Origin of the sequence: Herpetosiphon gulosus, from assembly GCF_039545135.1 — a bacterium.
Taxonomy (GTDB): Bacteria; Chloroflexota; Chloroflexia; order Chloroflexales; family Herpetosiphonaceae; genus Herpetosiphon; species Herpetosiphon gulosus.
Window position 1 is genome coordinate 34698 of the sequence record NZ_BAABRU010000007.1, and the last position, 18835, is coordinate 53532.

The following is an 18835-nucleotide window of genomic DNA, read 5'->3' on the forward strand; positions in this document are numbered from 1 at the left end:
GGTGCTAAGCCTTTTAGGAAAGGTAACTGGCAATCGCTTGAGCAAAATCGATCACTGATAAAGGTTTGCGAATAAAGCCATTGCACCCATAGGCACGAACCATTTGGCGGGCGGTTTCTTCGGGCCAAGCGGTAAAAACCACAATCGGGATGTTTTGAGTCTCGGGTGTACCACGTAACACTCCGGCCACGGTTTGGCCATCGGCATCAGGCAGCCCCAAATCAAGCAAAATCAGGTCGGGATGTTGTTCGAGGGCCATATCCAGCCCACTGGCAGCATCAGCCGCCTCAAGCACCGAATAGCCATAGGCATTCAGCACCCGACGGGCCAAAGCTGCATTATCGGGAATATCTTCAATCACTAAAATCGTCGGCATATATACCTCTATTCTTGATCATACCGTCGTCTATTGTAACGGCTTTGGTAGATCGTGCCTAGACCTTTTGCTGACGAGATCTTAACAATTTGTCCCAAATTGGCGTTATAGTTCGATCTTGGTTGGTGCGATACCGTTATTGTAGCATAGCACTTAGGCTTTTTCAGTAGCCAATTCTTGCATAATCGCAGGCAGTACTTGCTCAAATGGCGTTGTCGGGCGCTGGCTCATAATCAGCCATTGGGTCTCGCCCAAAATTTGAATTAGCTTGGGTTTGAGTTTATCAATTGCAGCATGAATTTCACTATCAATTGCTTCATGATGCAGCACAATCTGAATCAAGTGAGCGCTGGCATCAGCTTGATTGGTCGCCAAACGCCATTCAGCCAAAGCCACCAAACTATGCAAACAGACTAAAGTCATGTGTTTGGCATAACCCAAGCTCAACGCTTGATGCAAATAATGGCGGGCTTCATCCCAAGCTTGTTCTACAATCGCTAAACCACCCAAATTGAGTTGATTGACGGCGATGCCAAAATCGTGGCCTTGCTCGATTGAAATTGCTAAACCATCGCGATAAGCTTCACGGGCAACTTGATAATCGCCCCGCGCAAACGCCACCACGCCAACATTACTAACCCCGCTAATAATTCCGCTGGGATAATTGGCCTTGCGTGCTCGGGCTACGCTGGCTAGAAAATGTTGTTGGGCAGTGTAGAGGTCACCTTGGACATAGGCAATGTTGCCAAATTGGCGCAGCACATCGGCTTCACCAACCCCATCACCAATTTGTTGCGCGGTTACCAATGCCGCATCCAAATTGGTCAAGGCCATACTATGGTCGCCCAACCGCCAGCGGGCTTGGCTCAGATTAAATTGCATGCGCACAATTTGTTGCTGCGCGGCAAAATCATCATCAATTGCCAGCAAATGCAAGGCTCGCTCGAAAAACGGAATCGCCTCGCGATAGCTACAGCGCACAAGGGTTTGCTCACCCGCCCGCCGCAAGGCATCGATCGCAGGCTGACGGCTTTCCGGCTCATCAGGATCGATTGCATGGCTCCAGTGATGGGCCAAAAGGCTGCTGCCTGCCTCAACCAAATGCGGATGTTCGCGAGTATACCATTCGGCAATTGCCCGATGTAAGGCCCGCCGTTGGCCAAACAACAACAACGAATAAGCCACATCATGAATAATTGCCTGACTAAATTGATAGCCCTCGGCAGCCTCGTGAATAAAACCCTGTTGCAGCAACAACTCAAGGTGCGCTGGAATCTGCTCACGCTCATGGGCTACTGGATAAATCGCATCAAGCACCGCCAAACTAAAATCATGGCCGATGACGCTGGCGATTTTGAGGGTTAATTGAGGTTGCGGCGGCAGTTGATCGATACGGCTGACCAGCACGCCCTGAATTGTACTTGGGAGATTGAGTTTTTCCAGTTGGCTAAATTGATCGAGCTTGCAAACCCCATTGTTGACTCGAATCATACCAGCATTGCGCAAGGCTTGGGCTAGCTCGATGCTCCACAACGGGTGGCCTGCTGAACGCTGATTGATAAACAAGGCCACGCTTGGCGGAATCGCCTGTACGCCCAACGATTGAGCAACCACCGCGATACACGCCACCGGATCAAGTGCTTGCAGATGGATGGTTTGCTGGGGCTCAAGACATGCTACAGTGGCTGGCGCAGTCGTGATCAGAATAATGTCGCCATGCTGTTGCAATAACAATTCAAGCGTCGCCAAGGCCAACGAATCGAACCACTGCAAATTATCAATGCATAAGACCAACGGGCGTTGGGCATGCAGTTGATACAAGGCATGGCCAATTAATTCATGGATGATTTGAACCTGCTGAGCGTGATCAGTCGCATTGGCTTCAGCGCGACCTGGTAATTCTAAAACATCGTGCAACAGTTGCACCGATTTAGCTAGATGTTCAGGCAATTGCAAACGCTGAATAATTAATTGATAGCATTGAGCCGCTTGATTGGGCCATTGCTCAACCGCCAAACAAGCCTCAAGCAACAAACGCCAGCCTGGATACTGCGCCGATTGACGCAGGCTGCTGCTGGTAATCAACATAGCTTGGCGTTCGTAATGCTGGGCAATTTCAACAGCCTCATACAACAAAGCCGATTTGCCCATGCCGCTATCGCCAGTTATCGCCACATGTTGAATGGTTGACTGAGTTTGGCTAAATAAAGCCTCAATTTGCCCACGCTCGCGCCGCCGCCCGATCAAGCGTCGAGGCCGAATTTGGTCGGGGCTGTGGTTGGTTTGTTGTGGGCGATAGATTGTAATTGGCTGGCTTTTGCCTTTAATCGTAATTGGCGGAAGTACTTGAAAGCGCACATGCTGTTGGCTAGCTTGGGCGGTGGTTTGATCGCAGAGAATTGGCGCAAGATTGGCTTCCATCAAACGCGCAGCGCGATTGACGACATCACCAATCATGGTAAATTCGCGGCGCTGGCTATTGCCAATCTCGCCGCAAAAGGCTGGACCAGTGGCAATGCCAATCGTGTGAGTTAAGCTGAGTTTGCTCAATGCGGCTGAGGCTTCTAAAGCCGAGCGCACCGCCCGTTCAGCATCATCGCGATGCGAGAGCGGCGGTAAACCAAAGGCCGCCAGCAAACTTACACCTTTATCATCAACCGACAGTTTGTCGATGCTACCTTCGTAGCGAAAAATCACGGTTTGCAAGGCACTGACTGCGGCTTGCACTTGCTCTAACGTGGTAAAAAAGCTCAAAGCTGGCACGTTAATAAACATCACGCTCAAATGGCGTAATTCGGCCAGCCATTCGTGCAAACCGGCATTAATGCGGGCAATCACCGCCGTGGGCATAAACGGGGTCAGTTGTTCCGTGGGATAATCAGGTATAGTTTGATTAATTGTTGGCAAGGGCAAATTTTCGGCCATCGCAGTTAGGCGAAAAGCCTGAGCACGTAAATCTTCGCCCAGTCCATATTTGCGAATCAACGAACGCGCTTCGGGCGAAATGATCACTTGGCCAGCAAAGCTTTGCGAGCCAAGCAAATGCACTTGTAACAGCGCCTCGCCTGTAATCAATTGCTCCCAATGATTGTTCACACCGCCCACGATAAAACTTGAAATCGAGCCAGCCCCAATTTGCACCCGAATCGCCAAACGCTCAGATTCACTAGGATTGTTAAAGCTTGCTTGAATCGCTAGGCCACATTGAGCTGCAAGCTGGGTATTTTGGGTTAATTGATCAAGATCGTCAGCCATCCAAATTGCAATTAATGCATCGCCAGCAAACTTCACCACATCGCCGCCGTGGGCAATCACCGTGTCGATTAGTTGACTAAATGAGTCGTTGAGCACATCGGAAATATATTCGAGGATTGTGGTTTGATCGTAGGCAAATTGCTCGCTGAGACGACTAAAACCAGAAAAATCGGCAAACAAAACCGTTGCCAATTGATCTTCGGCTAGCGGCTGGCGCGGTTGATGCTCTTCGATAAGCCGTTGTAGGACATAGCGTGGCAGAAAGCTGCTGATCTGAGGGTTGGCGGCCATGCAGGTGCGTCCTTTATCAAACGATCAAGCATACGCAGAAATTCTGAACATGAATACATCCATCCTAGCGGCAGTAGAGTAGGATCGCAAGAGACGATTTTACTATTTCAGGGGTGAACTTTGTGGCTAGTCTACGTGTGGGGCATTGGGTTTGGGTGGGCTACTTGTTCGTTTGGGCTTGGAGCGTGCCATTATTGGCCTTTGATCTAGTGCCAGCTGGCGGCGAATTTATGGCAACCGTGATGCTGGTCGTGCCGGGCGGGCTGGCAGCTTGGTGGCTAATTCAACGTTATGGTAAGCTAGGTTGGCTCAGCAGCCTGATTATTGCGGTTGGTTCGTGGCTTACCGAGCATCTCGGGGTTACCACAGGTTGGCCGTTTGGTGCATATCAATATAATGCTGTGCTTTTGCCCGAAATTGTTGGCGTTGTGCCCTTGGCGATTCCGTTTGCATGGCTGTTGGTTGTGCCAGGCGCACTCGAATTAAGTCGAATGCTCATGCCAAAAGTTGGTTTTTGGCCAACGGTCTTGGGTGCTGCCAGCCTTGCCATGCTGTTTGATTTGGTGATCGAGCCAGTGGCGGTGTATGTCAATCGCTATTGGACTTGGCTCGAAACCGGCCCGCTGTTTGGAATTCCAACCGCCAATTTTGTAGCGTGGTGGGGCTTAGCCTTCATTTTAGCCTTGGCAACTGAAATGCTTGGGCAAAGCACAACCAAAGCAGCCCAAAGCCCCAAACTCAACTTGCCAATTGCAATCTATTTGCTCAATTTAGCACTGTTCACGCTGGTCAATCTGACCCATCAGCAATTAGCTGCGGGAGCCTTGGGTTTATTGTTGTTGGCAGGCTTTGGCTGGCGCTTGCAACAACGCCAGATTGCTTGGCATTGGCGTTACGATCAATTAATTCAATAACAATTATGCCAATAAATTTCGTAGCCGCGCCGCCAAACGATCAAGCAACGGCGCATCGTCATCAACTAAGCCAAGTTGGGCAGCTTTATGACCAATCGTTTGGGCGATTGAATGGTGGATGGTGACGGTATTAATATCCCACAATGGCTCACGTTGCGGTTCCAAGCGCGGCCAGCCCTGCACGCGGCTCAGGTGATCGGCATAGCCTCGCGCGGCCAAGGGCAAACTATGCTTTTCGGCGACATAACGGCGGGCATTGGTTTCCATGGCCTCGCGTAGGGCAACATCGGCCCATAAACGCTGGGCATAGGCCGCGATCAAGGCAACTTCATCGCGATCGACGGGAACATGCGCCACCACATCGGCGGGCAATTCGCTAAATGTAGCAATATCGCTAACTAACACTGCGCGGCCAGCACCCAACAAGCGCAACAAACTGGCCGAAGTCTCGCCAGCCGAAGGGTAGCGCCCATTGAAACAAAGATCAGCCGCCGCAACATAGCGGTTAAAATCAGCATGATCAACATAGCCCGTGACTTGGACGCTTTCGCCAAGCTGCAAACGTTGGAGCAAGGCCTTGAGATCGTAGCTCGGCGAGACGCTACCAACTAAAATATACCGTGCATCGGGATAGTTACGGCGAAATTGGGCAAAAGCCTGAAGTGCCTGTTCAATCCGTTTATAAGGGTTGATATGGCCGAAACTGGCCCAAATTGGAATGTCGGCGGGCAATTGGAGCGCTTGACGCGCAGCCAATCGATCAGGCGGTGGCAGCAAGGGCACACCCATTGGAACCAGCGAAGTCGCCAAATTGAGACGCTGTTGCTGCACTCGATCAAGCACATATTGGCTATGGGCAATCAGGCTGCTGGCTTGGGCGATAACTGGCTCAGAAAGCGGAAAATCGAATACTGCATCGCCAAGTTGACCACGCTCCATACGTTGGGCAATGCTTGTGCCGTTCTCAGCATAATAGTGCTGGATTAATTGGCGGTAGCTTGTGACATTTTTCAAGCGATTGGCAGCATGCCAAAGCATTAAATGGTGTAAGACATAATCGTGTAGCACCACAATTCCAGGCAAGCTTTGCAAACTTTGCCAAAAACGACTGTGGGCAGGGCTATTGCCCATATGATAGATAATTGCATCGAAGGGTTGCCGCGTATGCTGCTTGGCTAAATCGCTAATGCGGATAATCGGCAGTTTCGCGAGTAGTTGTTGATTGGTCGGCTGAACCTCAGGATCAACCACCAAGGTCAGATCAACATACTGCCCCAAGTAGGGCAATAATTCCTCGCTATAATCCGAAATACCCGATTCAACTGGATTGACTGGGGTGCAAAAAGCCACACGCTGCATGACAGGCCTCAACTAGCATTTTGGCTATAGTACCTTAACTGCTGCCAGTTGGTGCAAATCGTCCAAGCGATTGAGATTATGTAAATGCTGATACCACGGACTAGTGCTGGTGATTGGCCAAACTTGGGGCTGGAGTTGTTCAATCAGTTGGGTTAATCGATATTGACCAGTGGTCAACGCCTGCTCAAAGTGGGGCAAGCAAGCGCGTTGATAGAGTGCACACAATGGTTCCCACCCACCACGCTGTTGCGAATCGGCTTGGCGTTGCGGTACGACTGCCAAGCTATGGCGTGGCAGATTCAGCAATTCTTGTAACAATCCGGTTGAGAGTAAGGGCAAATCGGCGGCTAACACCAACGTCCATTCAGTCGCAAGTTGGCGCATGCCCGCTACAATTCCGGCCAGCGGGCCAGCATCAGGCACAGCATCTTGAAGCAATGGCACACTTAATTCAGGCCACTCAGTCGGATCGTTTAAGCTTATGACAACTTGATTGGACATCGTTTGAGCAACTGCCAGCGTATGTTCGAGCAAGGTTAGGCCATGCTCGCCCCACAACCGCAGGCGGCGTTTATCACTACCAAAACGTCGCGCCTTGCCGCCAGCAATAATTACACAACCAAGCTCAGCCATCATTGGCTCAATTCCGTAATCCGCTTTTGAATTTCCGCAATATCTTGGCGCAAGTCATCTTGTTGGTTCAATAAATGAACAGGCACGCCAATCCCATATTTAGCAATTTGCATCTTGGTGTTATGTAAATTCTTCTCTTTGAGCGCCAGCAATTCACGCTCTGCTGCTAGGGCTTGTTGCTTATCATTCGCTGAACTTGGAGTATTTGGCTGGCTAGAACCATGATTGATAGTCGTTTGATTATGATTACCAGCCACCACGTTGCCAAAAGAGAAATTACCGCCACTAAAGGTATTGCCGCTGCCCATGAAATTATTGATGCTATTGCCAGAAGTTGGCGTTGCGGGAGGAGCGGTTTCGTTCGTTGGCGCTGTGGTTGGGGTTACCACCTGATTACTTGGCGCTGGAGGATTAGGAAGATTGAACAACACTCCATCATCAGCCCGCATATACAGCGTCGCCAAGCCCCAATCAAGCTGGCCAAAATTATAGGCAATAATTGCTTTACGTCCTTCAGCAACACAAGCATCAATTGGCGTACCGGTTGCGAGTACCCGATAAAATTCCTCAGCAAAGGCCTTGCCTGCTGTATCTAAAATTGATGATTGCATGGCCACAACCGCCGGAATATTGGCTGCCATCAGGGCTGGGGCAATTCCGCGCAGCAAGGCAGTTGAGGAAACCGTACTGGTTTTACAAGCATTCAGCACCACCAAACGCACCGAGGAATTGCGCAAGAGCGTTGCTAATGTACGAGCAGTTGAAAGATGTTTTTTACCATTGCCATCATCGAGAATTAATGCTCCAGTTGTGCCTTGGAAATCGCCATGACCTACATAATGCACAATATGTGGTCGCCATTCACGCACAAGCCGCTGAAGTTTCGGCGCAGTTAATTGAGTTTCTTCAATAATTTCAACTTGATTTTGGGTAACCAACGGCTCTAACGAACGATGAATCGCCGCTAGTTCACCTTGAATATCGACAGGATGGGTAGTAGCCATTTCGGCTGGCAAGGCTCCCACTAAGGCGATCCGTAATTTTTCTTGGCCCAAACTCAAAACTGGCACCGATTCAGGAAAAGTCAAAAATCGACAGATTGAATGATCGGTTGTCAGGGGAATTCCCGCGCTATCGCAGGCAAACTCCCATGGAATCGTGGCAACTGTAGCTAAAGCAGGGTTGTTGGCATCAATATTGAGTTTAATCCGCAATGATTGACCTTGGGAGCGAGCCGTCTCACGGGCTGTTGTAAATAACGCCCAAATTTTGCCTTTCAACAATGTTTCGTAGAGCACAATTCCAAAATCAACCACCTGATCTTCAGTAAGAGGGGTGTTATAATCCAAGGCGGTTTGAAAGGCCTGATAGCGCGGATCATCAACGGGCAAAATTAGGCTATCGCTATCTTGCATGCCTTTGGCTGTGCGCCCATGCACTACAAAACTATTTTCAGCATCTTTTGGGTTGATCGTTAATTCAAAGTCGGCATAGCTACTCATACGCAACAACTCCATAGCGCTACAGTGCGAAACTAGCAGCATCATACACTTAAAGGGCTTGTTGGGGCAAGAGTGAGCCGAGGGATTAAAACCAGCAAAGAATTATTTGTTTTTTGCGGTTAGTAGTCTAATCAGCAAGCACACGACGTTTATGGTTTGGAGCAACCGCATAAATAATAGCTGGACGAGCCAATCACTTAATTGATAGCTCATCCAGCTATTATTTAAACGTAAATGCTTAGTTTAGGCGGCTGGGCCAGCCACACCAATCACATAGCGTTCGCTGGAAAGCAAGCGTTTAGCAGCAGCATGAATTTGTTCAAGCGTGATCGATCCGATAATCTCGGGATAGCGCTGCACATAATCGAGGCCTAAGTTGTAGCGCTCGATATTCAGCAACATATTAGCGATGCCACTGTTGGCCTCAAGGCTAATCCCCAGCATGCCTGTGAGATAGGCCACTGAATCGCTACGTTCGAGTTCGCTAATACCTTCGGCCAGCAAGTGATCAACTTCCTCTTGGATGGCACTCAGTGCCCGATCAACATTCTTGGCATTGATCCCAGCATAGATGATCCACGCGCCAGCCCCAACATCAGCATCGATCCGGCTGGTGGCATAATAGGCAAGGCCTTGTTTATCGCGCACATTTTCGCCTAAACGCCCCATCAACCCCAATTGACCAAGCACTAAATTGGCCATCATCGCTGCATAGAAATCGGGGTCGGTGCGAGCCAAACCTGGCACGGCCCAAACCAAGTCGGATTGGGTTTTGCCTGCGACCTCGATTTCGCGGCGCAGCACAGTTGGCGGCAGATCGACAGTTGGTACGGCGGTCGTTGGTGGCTCGCCTTGACCTTGCCAATCGCCAAACCAACGCTCAACTTCGGCCAAAATCGCCGTTTCGTCAATAGCGCCAACAATTGCGATGGTGGTGGCGGCAGGGTGATAACGTTTGGCAAAGGCGGCAAGATCAGCAGTAGTAATCCCAGGCACGGTGTCTAACGAGCCGTTGGGTGAAAAATAATAAGGATGATTGCTGGGATACAGTTGTTCCCGCGCAGCTTTCGATGCCTGCGAACGGGTATCTTGCTCACTTTGGCGCAGCATGGTGGTAAATTGGGTACGCAAACGCTCGATTTCACGCTCAGGGAAAGTCGGGTTGCGCAGCACATCAGCCAATAATTCTAAAATTAATGGGGCATCATCGCTTAAGGCTTTGCCCCCAAACGAGGTGGTGTGACGGCCTGCACTAGCGGCAATCGAGCAGCCGCGATCTTCGGTAAGATTGGTAATATCGTGGAAACTGCGGGTGGTCGTGCCACGAGTGAGTGCGGCAGCAGTAAACACCGCCACACCATTTAATGCACTTGGCTCGTGCACTTGACCCAGCGCAATTTCGCCCTGAATGCTGACGGTTGGGCTATTGGGGTTACGCTGCAATAACACCACAATGCCGTTGCTCAACACATGGCGGGTTGCTGGCGGTGCATTGTTGGCGGCAGCGGTGGCTTCAGCTTCAGCCGCCTTGGCATTATAAAAACTTAAGGCTGGGTGAAATGTGCGAGCAGTTGGGGTAATTTGGCCTCCGCCACTGCTATTGCTTGGCGTAAAGACCCCAACATTGCGCTGTTTTGGTGCGAGATACTGCTGAGCAACTCGTTGAACATCGGCAGCAGTTACCGCCGCAATCTCATCCAACGAACTATCAGCACGTTCATATGAGTCAAGGGTTTGCCACATCCCCAACATCATGGCTTGATTGCTAATCCGTTCGAGGCTGTAGGCTTGTTGGGCCCGCACTTGGCGCTGAATTTTGTGCAATTCAGCCTCGCTAATTGGCGTTTGTTGCAGCTTCTCGATTTCAGTGTAGAGCGCTTGCTCAACTTGCTCGACTGTACGATCAGGCCGCACGGTTGCCCCAATTTCAAATAAAAATGGATCAAGCGTTGCCATAAACGATGAATAAGCGCCAGTTGCCAATTCGCCCTCAACCAAGGCCCGATACAAACGGGCTGAGCGATTGGTTTGAGCGCCGCCGCCCGTGAACGAAGGCGATTTACCACCTGTCAAGACGGCATCAAGCACAGTCAAGGCGGCCCAATCGGGCGAGGTGGCTGGTGGTGCATGGAAAGCCATTTGAATCATTGAGTTGGGGCCAGGCCGCGAAACATGCACACGGCGTTCACCCTGTTGTTCTGGCTCCTCGCCACGCACTTCGGGCAAGGGCAAGCCTTGGGGAATCGAGCCATACAATTCTTCGATTTGTTTGAGCACTTCGTCGGTGTTGAACGCGCCGACGACCACCAAAACTGCGTTGTTGGGAGCGTAAAAGGTCTTGTAGTGGGTATATAAATCTTCGCGGGTCATGGCTCGCAGGTCGCTCTTCCAGCCGATAACCCCATTGCGATAGGGATGCACTTTGAAGGCGGTTGAACGCAATTCTTCATCAAGCCAAAAACTCGGGCTGTTTTCGTTGCCCTCGCGTTCCGAGATGATTACTGTGCGTTCAGAAGCCACTTCATCAGGATCAAATGATGAATTGACCATGCGATCGGCTTCGATTTGCAACCCCAAACTGAGACGATCGGCTGGCAAGGTTTCATAATAGGCGGTGTAGTCAATCCAAGTAAAGCCATTGAATGTACCGCCATTACGGGCAATCGTGGCATCAAACGCGCCTTTGGGCATCGATGGCGTGCCCTTAAACAACATATGCTCACACCAGTGCGAAATGCCCGAAATGCCCACCCGTTCGTTGCGCCCGCCAACTTTATACCAAATCCAGTTGGTCGCGATTGGTGCGGTATGCACCTCGCGGGTGAGCACAGTCAAGCCATTGGGTAGCCGATGAAGATTGGTTGCAAGTGTCATTCAGCTGTCTCCTGCAAAAGAAACCTGTCAGTATTATAGAGCCGAAAAGCTGACCGTGCCGCTTGCAAGCTATTAACATTGGCAAGCGTAATTCACACTAAAAGGGGATTTAGTACGGGCGCATAAACAGGATTGCGAGCACGATTATTCTAGGCTATGATGTTTTTAGCCCTTGGTAATCAACTAAATACATTAGCGCCACTCTGATCAATCGCTATGTTCGATCAATGATGCCGCAACAACGGAGCCTATCGATGCAATCTATTCTTGAGCATATTCAAGCGCACCTTGATCGCTACGTTACTACCGCCACCGATCGCGTCTTCGCAGCCAAAATTAATTTGTATCGTAGTTTTGGCTATGATCAATTGCAAACCTCAATTCGCTATGCCTACATGGCCTTTGTGAGCGATCTCAGCACTGGTAAAGTTGAGGCGATGCCCAATTTTCTGATGCGAATTGGTCCACAACGCGCTGAACAAGGTGCAACTGTTGAAGATATTTTGTTCGGCATCAACATGGGCGTTGAGGTAATTACCGAAGATCTGAATGCGACATTTGCCGATAATCCTGCTGCGCTTTTGTGGTGGATGCAACAAATGCATGCGATTGTCTATACTGGGGCGATGAAACTCTCGGATACGATTCTCAAAGCGCGGGAACAGCATATTCGTGAGCAGGCCAGCCAAATCGCCGAATTTTCAACCCCAATTATTCCACTTTCGCAAGGTGTGTTAGTTGTCCCATTGATTGGCGTTTTGGGCGAACAACGGGCCAGCCGCATTACCGAAGCCTTATTGCAACGCATCAGCGAGGAGCAAGCCTCAACAGTATTAATTGATGTAACTGGGGTTCCGGTAGTTGATACCCAAGTTGCCCACAACTTAATTCAATCGGCGCAGGCGGCCAAATTGGTCGGAGCCGAGGTTTTATTGGTGGGCATTCGGCCTGAAATGGCCCAAACCTTGGTGCAACTCGGGGTAAATTTGCAGGGCGTGCGCACTCAAGGCACCTTACAGGCCGGGGTTGAATATGCCTTTGAACGCCAGAAACGCCAAAGCAGCAAACCGATGCGGCGCTAACTCAAGCCCAAATCTGACCTAAATTGGTAGTACAATGAGTGCCAACAGAACCTGTGTGCGGCTCAGCGCCGAGTTGTTGCTAGGTTTTCTCGCTGTAGCAGCCAGTTTGTGGCCGTGAGGGAGCATTCATGATCACTGGGGATTTCTTTGATCAAGTGATTGATCGAGTTAACACCAATTCGGTAAAGTGGGATATGCGTGAGCAATTCTTAGGTGGTGCTGATGTGCTGCCGTTATGGGTTGCAGATATGGATTTTCGCTCGCCGCCAGCCGTGACTGCGGCGCTGATCGAGCGGGCACAACACCCAATTTATGGCTATGCGGCGAGACCTGAGCGCATGTTCAAAGCCATTCAACATTGGAATCAAACTCGCCACAATTGGGAAATCCCCCAAGAGCAAATTGTGATTAATCCAGGGGTAGTGTTTGCATTAAATGTCGCTGTGCGAGCTTTTACCCAAGCTGGCGATGGGATTGTCGTTCAGCCACCAGTCTATGCACCGTTTTATGGCGCAATCACCGAGAATGGCCGCACAATTATCGAAAATCGTTTGCTCGAAGTCGATGGTCACTACCAGATTGATTTTGCTGATCTTGAGGCCAAACTTGCTCAAGCCAAAATGCTGGTTTTGTGCAGCCCACACAATCCGGTTGGCCGGGTTTGGAACACCGATGAGCTAAATCGAATTGCCGATTTGTGTCTGCAATATAACGTGATTGTAGTGAGCGACGAAATTCACTGCGATTTGGCCTTATTTACTGAATTTACCCCGCTTGGCCGTTTACGCCCCGATTTGGCCGACCAGCTGATTACCTTGGCTGCTCCCAGCAAAACCTTTAATTTACCTGGCCTAACGACTTCGTATGGCGTAATTGCCAACGAGGAGCATCGCCAGCGTTACGAAGCCGAAAAAGGCCGCAGCGGCTATCATGTTGGCACGGTTTTTGGCGATATTGGCCTAGCGGTAGCCTACGAATCGGGAGCTGAATGGCTCGATGCGCTGCATGACTATCTGCGCGAAAACTATCGCCTGATCGAACAAACCTTTGCCGACAATCCATTGGTACGGCTAACACCACTCGAAGGCACCTACTTGGCGTGGCTCGATTTTCGGGCAACTGGCTGGAGCGAAGAGGAATTGACCGAGCGTTTTCGCACCCATGCCAAAGTTGGTCCAGAAAAGGGCGGCTTGTATGGCGAAGCTGGCTTGGGCTTTTGGCGAGTCAATTTTGCCACGCCGCGCTCATTGTTGGCTGAAGGGTTGCGGCGCATGCAAGTGGCATTGGAAGAACATAGAACATAGAGCATAGAACATAAGAATGGAGATTGGGGATCGGGGATCAGGGATCGGTTCGGTTGTTGGCAGTTGGTGATGGAGTTATGATTGAAGCTTTCAATCATAACTGGATAAGCATCAAAAACAGCCCGAGATTCGATTGATTCTCGGGCTGTTTGGCTTTATTGGTTAGATTATGCTAGGGAATTACGCCAATATCGCTATTCCGATCGCCATCCCAATTACCAACAATGGGATAGTTAGCGGGATCGCCATACATAAAGGATAGATCGGCCCAGCCACCATTGAGATTATTGGATAGATACCACATATTGCCACGCACAACTCCAGGGGTATCATCGCCATCGCCATCCCAATCGCCAACGATGAATTTATCGCCTAGCTCACCAAACCCAAGCGAAATATCAGCCCAGCCACCATTGAGGTTATTGGAAAGATACCATGTTATGCCGCGCACTACGCCCGGCGTATCTTTGCCATCGCCGTTCCAATCGCCAACGACTGGAATATCACCAGCCTCACCAAACCCAAAGGAACGATCGGCCCAGCCGCCATTAAGGCTATTCGAGATATACCAGATTGTTCCACGAACAAGCCCAGGGGTATCTTTGCCGTCGCCATCCCAATCGCCAACCACTGGAATGTCGCCAGCCTCACCAAAGTTAAAACTAATAGTATATGGCTCACCGTAGCTGTTTGAGAGATACCACATATTGCCACGTACAACGCCAGGGGTATCTTTGCCATCACCATCCCAATCACCAACAATAGGAATATCATTGGCTTGGCCATAATTGAATGAGAAATCGGCATTTCCGTTTGATAAGTTGTAACGCATATGCCACTTTGTTTGATGTTGAGGGCCACTCGTATTGACCCAAACTGATCCTGATTCATAGCCTTCTAAGACACTGATTCCTCCTGTTGTTGAAACAGCACGCGCTTGGATTTGATAGCGACTAGCAGTAATTCGTGATGTGTCCCAAGTAAAACTCCAGCCAAAATTACCACCTAAATCATTACGATATTCACCATACTTAGCATTACCAAGTTTGATGAAATTTTGATAATTTGGGAGATACATCCAAATTTCAACTCGTTCAATTGCGCCACCACTGGCAGGTTTATAGCTGTTCGTCTGGAAAGTTCTAGTAACCTTAGCCCAGCCACGAATGGAGACAAGACCTGCTACTGTGCTATTTGAGGCTGGATTTTCGATCCTGCCAGTATCAGGATAGGTTGGCATCCACAAATTGGTTGTATCAGGATTGATTCCATTGTTTTCCTGATAAACCCAAAAATGGAGATGATTGCCTGTGGCACAACCACTATTGCCACTCTTACCGATTACTTCACCAGCAAAAATCTGGTCGCCAGCTTTCCATTCTTGGCCTGTACGTGGATTGATTCCAAATGAACCAAGATGAAGATAGCCAGTACCATAGCTATTTTGATGATCAATTCGAAATTCGCGTTCAAAAGTACCATTAAACGGAACCCCACTACCACAATTCCGCCGAGGATTTGTGCCTACACGATTAACCACCCCATCACCGGCTGCCACAACCGGGCTTGTTCCAGTTGGGAAGTCTACTGCATAGCCGTTGTGATAGCCTTGACTACGATTGTATACACTCCATGATGGGTTACGCAGAAACTGTTGTGGTGGGGCTGCTTGGCTCGTATTTGGTTCTCCAATACTCATCAAACTCAGACCAAACCAAAGAAAGATCAACAAAGATAACCGTTTGAATTGCATAAATTGACTCCTAAATGCTAAATTAATCCATACGTAGCTATGGTTGCTATCTTTCCCTCCTTTACCTTAATTTAAAGCTTAATCTGATTGAGCAGAGTATAGTGATTGCGCTATAATTGCGCTGCTAGGATCTCCTAGCTTTTAATGGTGTATGCTAGGAATCCCTAGCATGCTGAGTGGGTTCAATTGCTAGATAGGCCAGTGTAGCACTCACTCGATTATCAACGTTGAGTTTGCTATAAATTCGATGCAAGCTGGTTTCGATCGTGCCTTCGGTTGTTTGCAGCATGTGGGCAATCGCTTTGTTGGTTTTGCCTTGAATTAGGATTTGCATAATCCGCTGTTCGCTGGCGGTGAGCTGAGTTGTTGGTATTGGCATAACTACTCCATGTTTTAGCGCAACCATTTCGATGAGCTTGGTCAATTGCTCGGCCTTGGGATATTGCTATGATAGGAAATTATCCATGTATCCACATCACCAAAATTAGCGATTTTTGGCTGTTGTTGCTTGTTGTAATACAGCTATGGCGCGAGCTGCATGGGCTGCTTGTTGGCGCGATTTCACACCTAGCTTGCTAGCACTACTGCGCAGATGCGTTCGGACTGTCCAGATCGAAATCGATAAACGCTTGGCAATCTCAGCATCACTCCAGCCCTGATCAACTAATGCCAAAACATCGCATTCACGGGCACTCAGGCTATGCATACGTTAGGTCTCCTTATATCAATTGAGCCTTCTGAATGGTCTGAAGCCATATGCTGCGCAGCACAAGAACTTATTGGAATGACTGTAACAGGGGCGGGGTTGGACGAGTTATATTTTTTTAGCACTCAGCTATGAATCTGCGATTTACCTAAAATATGGATGGGTTCTTGGGTGCATGCCTGTGGATTTATTGGGGGAACCATGGATCATCGCTATCAACCATATACTTTTGCTGAATTGCTACGGCTGTTCTTTGAGCGGAGTCGTGATGAACATGTGAACCAGAATCTGCTAGCCCAAAAAGTTGGCGTAGCAGTGCCAACCTTAAGTAATTGGTTTAATGGCAAATATACGCCGCGCTTTAAAGATCAGGTGTTGCGGCTGGCTCAAGCACTTGGTTTGACCGCTTTAGAAGCAGATTTAATGCTTTGTTCGGTCAAGCAAGCATGGAATACCTATGGCACGCCGCATGATGTGCTCCAGAAATACACAATTGTGCGCTATCGCGAAGAATTGCTTTCAAGTCGGCATAGTAACAGTGCCGAGGATATTTCGCTGGCAACGGTACAAGCCACTTGGCAGCTCTATTTTCATGATCTGTTTGTCGGCAATAATCAACATTGGGGCTTGGGCTATAAAGATGATGGGGTATGTCGGGTTGAGCGAACGATCGCTGATGGCGCTTATCAGCTTACCTTGCACAATCGTTTTCATAATGATGTTTTTATCGGTGGCGATTCCCATTGTTTTGCGCCACCCATTTACTACCTGAGTGTTTATGCCAAGCGTTGCGCAGGTGGAAGCGAAAATGATGGCTTTGCACTGATTTTTGAAGAAATGAGCGATGCTAGCCATGCAATTTTCCGAATCCGCGACCAACCTCAATTAGCCTCAGTGATCAGCACTCGCAATGGTGGCGATAGCTTTCAAATTCATCTTGATCGAATGTCTGTTCCAACAATTCGTCCAGGCGAGGTCAATCAACTAGGCATGTTGGTTATGCATAATCAGCATTGTTTTTTTGTGAATAATGTTTGGATCGGTTCTGCCGAAATTGAACGGATTCCCTATAGTCGGCTTGATGTTGGGATTATTAGCCAGTCAATGGTTCCGGTTGTTTGCACCTTTCAAGATTTTCGGGTCTATATTCCACCCAATATCTATGAACAACAAGAAATTTTGGAGTAGCGAAAGCATTGGCTCTAACCCAAATGCGCAGAGGATTGAGGGGCCAGTTGTTGATCCACGAAGGGCACGGAAATGCTATGACTATTGGCTTATGTCTATTGGCGTTTGATTTCCCAATCAATGCCTTTGCACTATTCAACTTACATTCGTGATCTTCGTGCCCTTCGTGGTTAAAAACTCCTGATCGCTAGCGCCCCCAATCAATGCTACCCTCAGCATCGACATTTTGAATCAGTGGGGTACTGAGTTTAGTTCTAGGGTCATAGAGTTGAATCGTACCACTCCCGCCAGGGGTACAAGCGAACCCATCGTTAGCACAAACCACAAGCGCAAGAATCTCGCCTGCAGGAGCCCAAGTAGCCTGCGAAACAAACTCAGTACCAAGATCAACTAGCGCCGAAACTTCAATGGGAATATCAATATAATTAATAATTTGGGGTTGGTTGCCCGTGTGCACCAGATTCAACATTGGGCTACCTTTGGCTCCCAGCGAAATAAACGCGGCCCCATCGCCTCGCAAGGTTGGCCGCACGCTGGCACTTTGTACATCCAAAGCCAAACCAATTGGCTTGGTTCCACCATTGATTGGATCGATCTGTTCAATCGTGCTGAAATCAATCAGGATTCGATAGCCAATAAAACCAAAGCTATACAAAGCGCTGCCATCACGGTTCCAGAACGGTGCATAGAAAATTCGTCGGGGATCAGGGAATGCCGCGTTTTGCACTGGAGCACTCACTGGAGTCCAGCCATTTTGGCCTTGACGACCAACCAAACCAACGGTATTAAAACCTTCGTTGATATCGCCAATTGTTGGTGAAACATAAGCCAAGCGTTTGCCATCAGGTGACCAAGCTGGCTGGCAACCTTGGGCAATCGTCGTGCTGGTGTTGCTATTCAAATCGACCACGATCAATTGGCTATCGTTGGCACAAGCCAAAGGATAGCGATTATCAGGACTACCGCTGACCACAGCCAAAGCCGTGCTATCAGGTGCCCAACGTGGCGCTTCATTGACATTTTGGGTCAAGGCTTGGCGATTTTCACCATCGCGATCAGCAACGAACAGGGTACGGTTATCCAAATAGGCGATTTTAGCGCCATTTGGCGAAACGCGGGCCAACTCGCCCTGCTCAGCAATCAGTTGCTCAGTTTTCGCTTTAACGTCATAGCTCCACAATGCGCCTGCTCGCTCAAAGAAAATCAAGCCACTACTCGCGCTTGGTGGAGCAGGAGTGGCGGTTGGCTCGGGAGTTGGCGTTTCAGTTGGCAACGGAGTCTCGGTTGGCGTTGGGCTTTCCAAGGGCGTTGGGCTTGGCAACGGGGTAACTGTAATCGGACCAAGATTAACTGTTGGCGTTGCCTGCGGATTGCTTGAAGTTGTTGGCGTTGGCGCACCTGGTTCTGCGGTTGCGGTTGGTGTGGCAGTTCGGCGTTGCAGCCCTTGGTTTACTAAAGCAAAAGCCGTTGCAGTTTGTTGACGTAAATTTGGTGTAACGGTGATATTAACTGTTGCTGGGGCTGTGCTGCATCCTACGAGGATGGCAGACAGCAGCAACCAAGAAACCAATCGACGCATACGCCTTTTCTCCTACACA

Annotated in this window: 14 protein-coding genes; 4 read left to right on the forward strand and 10 right to left on the reverse strand. The window is 49.3% G+C overall.

Annotation, left to right across the window (positions count from 1 at the left end):
• Window positions 1-13: 13 nt before the first annotated feature.
• Entirely contained in the window at window positions 14-376 is a 363-nt protein-coding gene (locus ABEB26_RS10590; RefSeq protein ID WP_012188769.1) for a response regulator, read from the reverse strand.
• A gap of 153 nt (window positions 377-529) precedes the next feature.
• Entirely contained in the window at window positions 530-3922 is a 3393-nt protein-coding gene (locus tag ABEB26_RS10595; RefSeq protein ID WP_345721969.1) for an AAA family ATPase, read from the reverse strand.
• Between the two features lie 122 nt (window positions 3923-4044).
• On the opposite strand from ABEB26_RS10595, the gene ABEB26_RS10600 reads away from it, so the two are divergent.
• Window positions 4045-4836, forward strand: a complete 792-nt coding sequence (locus ABEB26_RS10600; protein ID WP_345721970.1) for a carotenoid biosynthesis protein — start codon at window positions 4045-4047, stop codon at window positions 4834-4836.
• Between the two features lie 3 nt (window positions 4837-4839).
• Here the strand turns inward: ABEB26_RS10600 and ABEB26_RS10605 are convergent, their stop codons facing one another.
• The 4 genes from ABEB26_RS10605 to ABEB26_RS10620 all read right to left on the reverse strand — a co-directional run bounded on the left by ABEB26_RS10605 (window position 4840) and on the right by ABEB26_RS10620 (window position 11204).
• Window positions 4840-6195, reverse strand: a complete 1356-nt coding sequence (locus ABEB26_RS10605) for a glycosyltransferase family 4 protein (RefSeq protein ID WP_345721971.1) — start codon at window positions 6193-6195, stop codon at window positions 4840-4842.
• 24 nt (window positions 6196-6219) lie between these two features.
• Window positions 6220-6831, reverse strand: coding sequence for a molybdenum cofactor guanylyltransferase (mobA, locus tag ABEB26_RS10610; protein WP_345721973.1), 612 nt, complete (start codon window positions 6829-6831; stop codon window positions 6220-6222).
• Complete coding sequence (locus tag ABEB26_RS10615; protein WP_345721974.1) at window positions 6828-8330, reverse strand: CHAT domain-containing protein; 1503 nt, start codon at window positions 8328-8330, stop codon at window positions 6828-6830. Before ABEB26_RS10615 ends, mobA begins: the two co-directional genes overlap by 4 nt.
• Before the next feature lie 243 nt (window positions 8331-8573).
• Window positions 8574-11204, reverse strand: a complete 2631-nt coding sequence (locus ABEB26_RS10620) for a M16 family metallopeptidase (protein WP_345721975.1) — start codon at window positions 11202-11204, stop codon at window positions 8574-8576.
• Window positions 11205-11458: 254 nt separating this feature from the next.
• On the opposite strand from ABEB26_RS10620, the gene ABEB26_RS10625 reads away from it, so the two are divergent.
• Window positions 11459-12286, forward strand: a complete 828-nt coding sequence (locus tag ABEB26_RS10625; protein ID WP_345721976.1) for an STAS domain-containing protein — start codon at window positions 11459-11461, stop codon at window positions 12284-12286.
• A 128-nt stretch (window positions 12287-12414) separates the two neighbouring features.
• Window positions 12415-13590, forward strand: coding sequence for a MalY/PatB family protein (locus ABEB26_RS10630; RefSeq protein ID WP_345721977.1), 1176 nt, complete (start codon window positions 12415-12417; stop codon window positions 13588-13590).
• Window positions 13591-13762: 172 nt separating this feature from the next.
• Here ABEB26_RS10630 and ABEB26_RS10635 read toward each other — a convergent pair whose 3' ends face one another.
• From ABEB26_RS10635 to ABEB26_RS10645, 3 genes are all read right to left on the reverse strand, one after another.
• Window positions 13763-15343, reverse strand: coding sequence for a M23 family metallopeptidase (locus ABEB26_RS10635; RefSeq protein WP_345721978.1), 1581 nt, complete (start codon window positions 15341-15343; stop codon window positions 13763-13765).
• 154 nt (window positions 15344-15497) lie between these two features.
• Complete coding sequence (locus ABEB26_RS10640; protein ID WP_345721979.1) at window positions 15498-15722, reverse strand: response regulator transcription factor; 225 nt, start codon at window positions 15720-15722, stop codon at window positions 15498-15500.
• Window positions 15723-15827: 105 nt separating this feature from the next.
• Entirely contained in the window at window positions 15828-16049 is a 222-nt protein-coding gene (locus tag ABEB26_RS10645; protein ID WP_345721980.1) for a helix-turn-helix domain-containing protein, read from the reverse strand.
• Between the two features lie 201 nt (window positions 16050-16250).
• On the opposite strand from ABEB26_RS10645, the gene ABEB26_RS10650 reads away from it, so the two are divergent.
• Window positions 16251-17237: a helix-turn-helix domain-containing protein gene (locus ABEB26_RS10650; protein ID WP_345721981.1), complete on the forward strand. Its 987-nt coding sequence runs from the start codon at window positions 16251-16253 to the stop codon at window positions 17235-17237.
• Between the two features lie 187 nt (window positions 17238-17424).
• Here ABEB26_RS10650 and ABEB26_RS10655 read toward each other — a convergent pair whose 3' ends face one another.
• Complete coding sequence (locus ABEB26_RS10655; protein WP_345721982.1) at window positions 17425-18816, reverse strand: TolB family protein; 1392 nt, start codon at window positions 18814-18816, stop codon at window positions 17425-17427.
• Window positions 18817-18835 lie beyond the last annotated feature (19 nt).

Bases quoted from the DNA above. Each gene is read 5' to 3' on its own strand.
- ABEB26_RS10590 (WP_012188769.1), bottom strand. From the start codon at position 376: ATGCCGACGATTTTAGTGATTGAAGATATTCCCGATAATGCAGCTTTG.
- ABEB26_RS10595 (WP_345721969.1), bottom strand. From the start codon at position 3,922: ATGGCCGCCAACCCTCAGATCAGCAGCTTTCTGCCACGCTATGTCCTA.
- ABEB26_RS10605 (WP_345721971.1), bottom strand. From the start codon at position 6,195: ATGCAGCGTGTGGCTTTTTGCACCCCAGTCAATCCAGTTGAATCGGGT.
- mobA (WP_345721973.1), bottom strand. From the start codon at position 6,831: ATGATGGCTGAGCTTGGTTGTGTAATTATTGCTGGCGGCAAGGCGCGA.
- ABEB26_RS10615 (WP_345721974.1), bottom strand. From the start codon at position 8,330: ATGAGTAGCTATGCCGACTTTGAATTAACGATCAACCCAAAAGATGCT.
- ABEB26_RS10620 (WP_345721975.1), bottom strand. From the start codon at position 11,204: ATGACACTTGCAACCAATCTTCATCGGCTACCCAATGGCTTGACTGTG.
- ABEB26_RS10625 (WP_345721976.1), top strand. From the start codon at position 11,459: ATGCAATCTATTCTTGAGCATATTCAAGCGCACCTTGATCGCTACGTT.
- ABEB26_RS10630 (WP_345721977.1), top strand. From the start codon at position 12,415: ATGATCACTGGGGATTTCTTTGATCAAGTGATTGATCGAGTTAACACC.
- ABEB26_RS10635 (WP_345721978.1), bottom strand. From the start codon at position 15,343: ATGCAATTCAAACGGTTATCTTTGTTGATCTTTCTTTGGTTTGGTCTG.
- ABEB26_RS10640 (WP_345721979.1), bottom strand. From the start codon at position 15,722: ATGCCAATACCAACAACTCAGCTCACCGCCAGCGAACAGCGGATTATG.
- ABEB26_RS10645 (WP_345721980.1), bottom strand. From the start codon at position 16,049: ATGCATAGCCTGAGTGCCCGTGAATGCGATGTTTTGGCATTAGTTGAT.
- ABEB26_RS10650 (WP_345721981.1), top strand. From the start codon at position 16,251: ATGGATCATCGCTATCAACCATATACTTTTGCTGAATTGCTACGGCTG.
- ABEB26_RS10655 (WP_345721982.1), bottom strand. From the start codon at position 18,816: ATGCGTCGATTGGTTTCTTGGTTGCTGCTGTCTGCCATCCTCGTAGGA.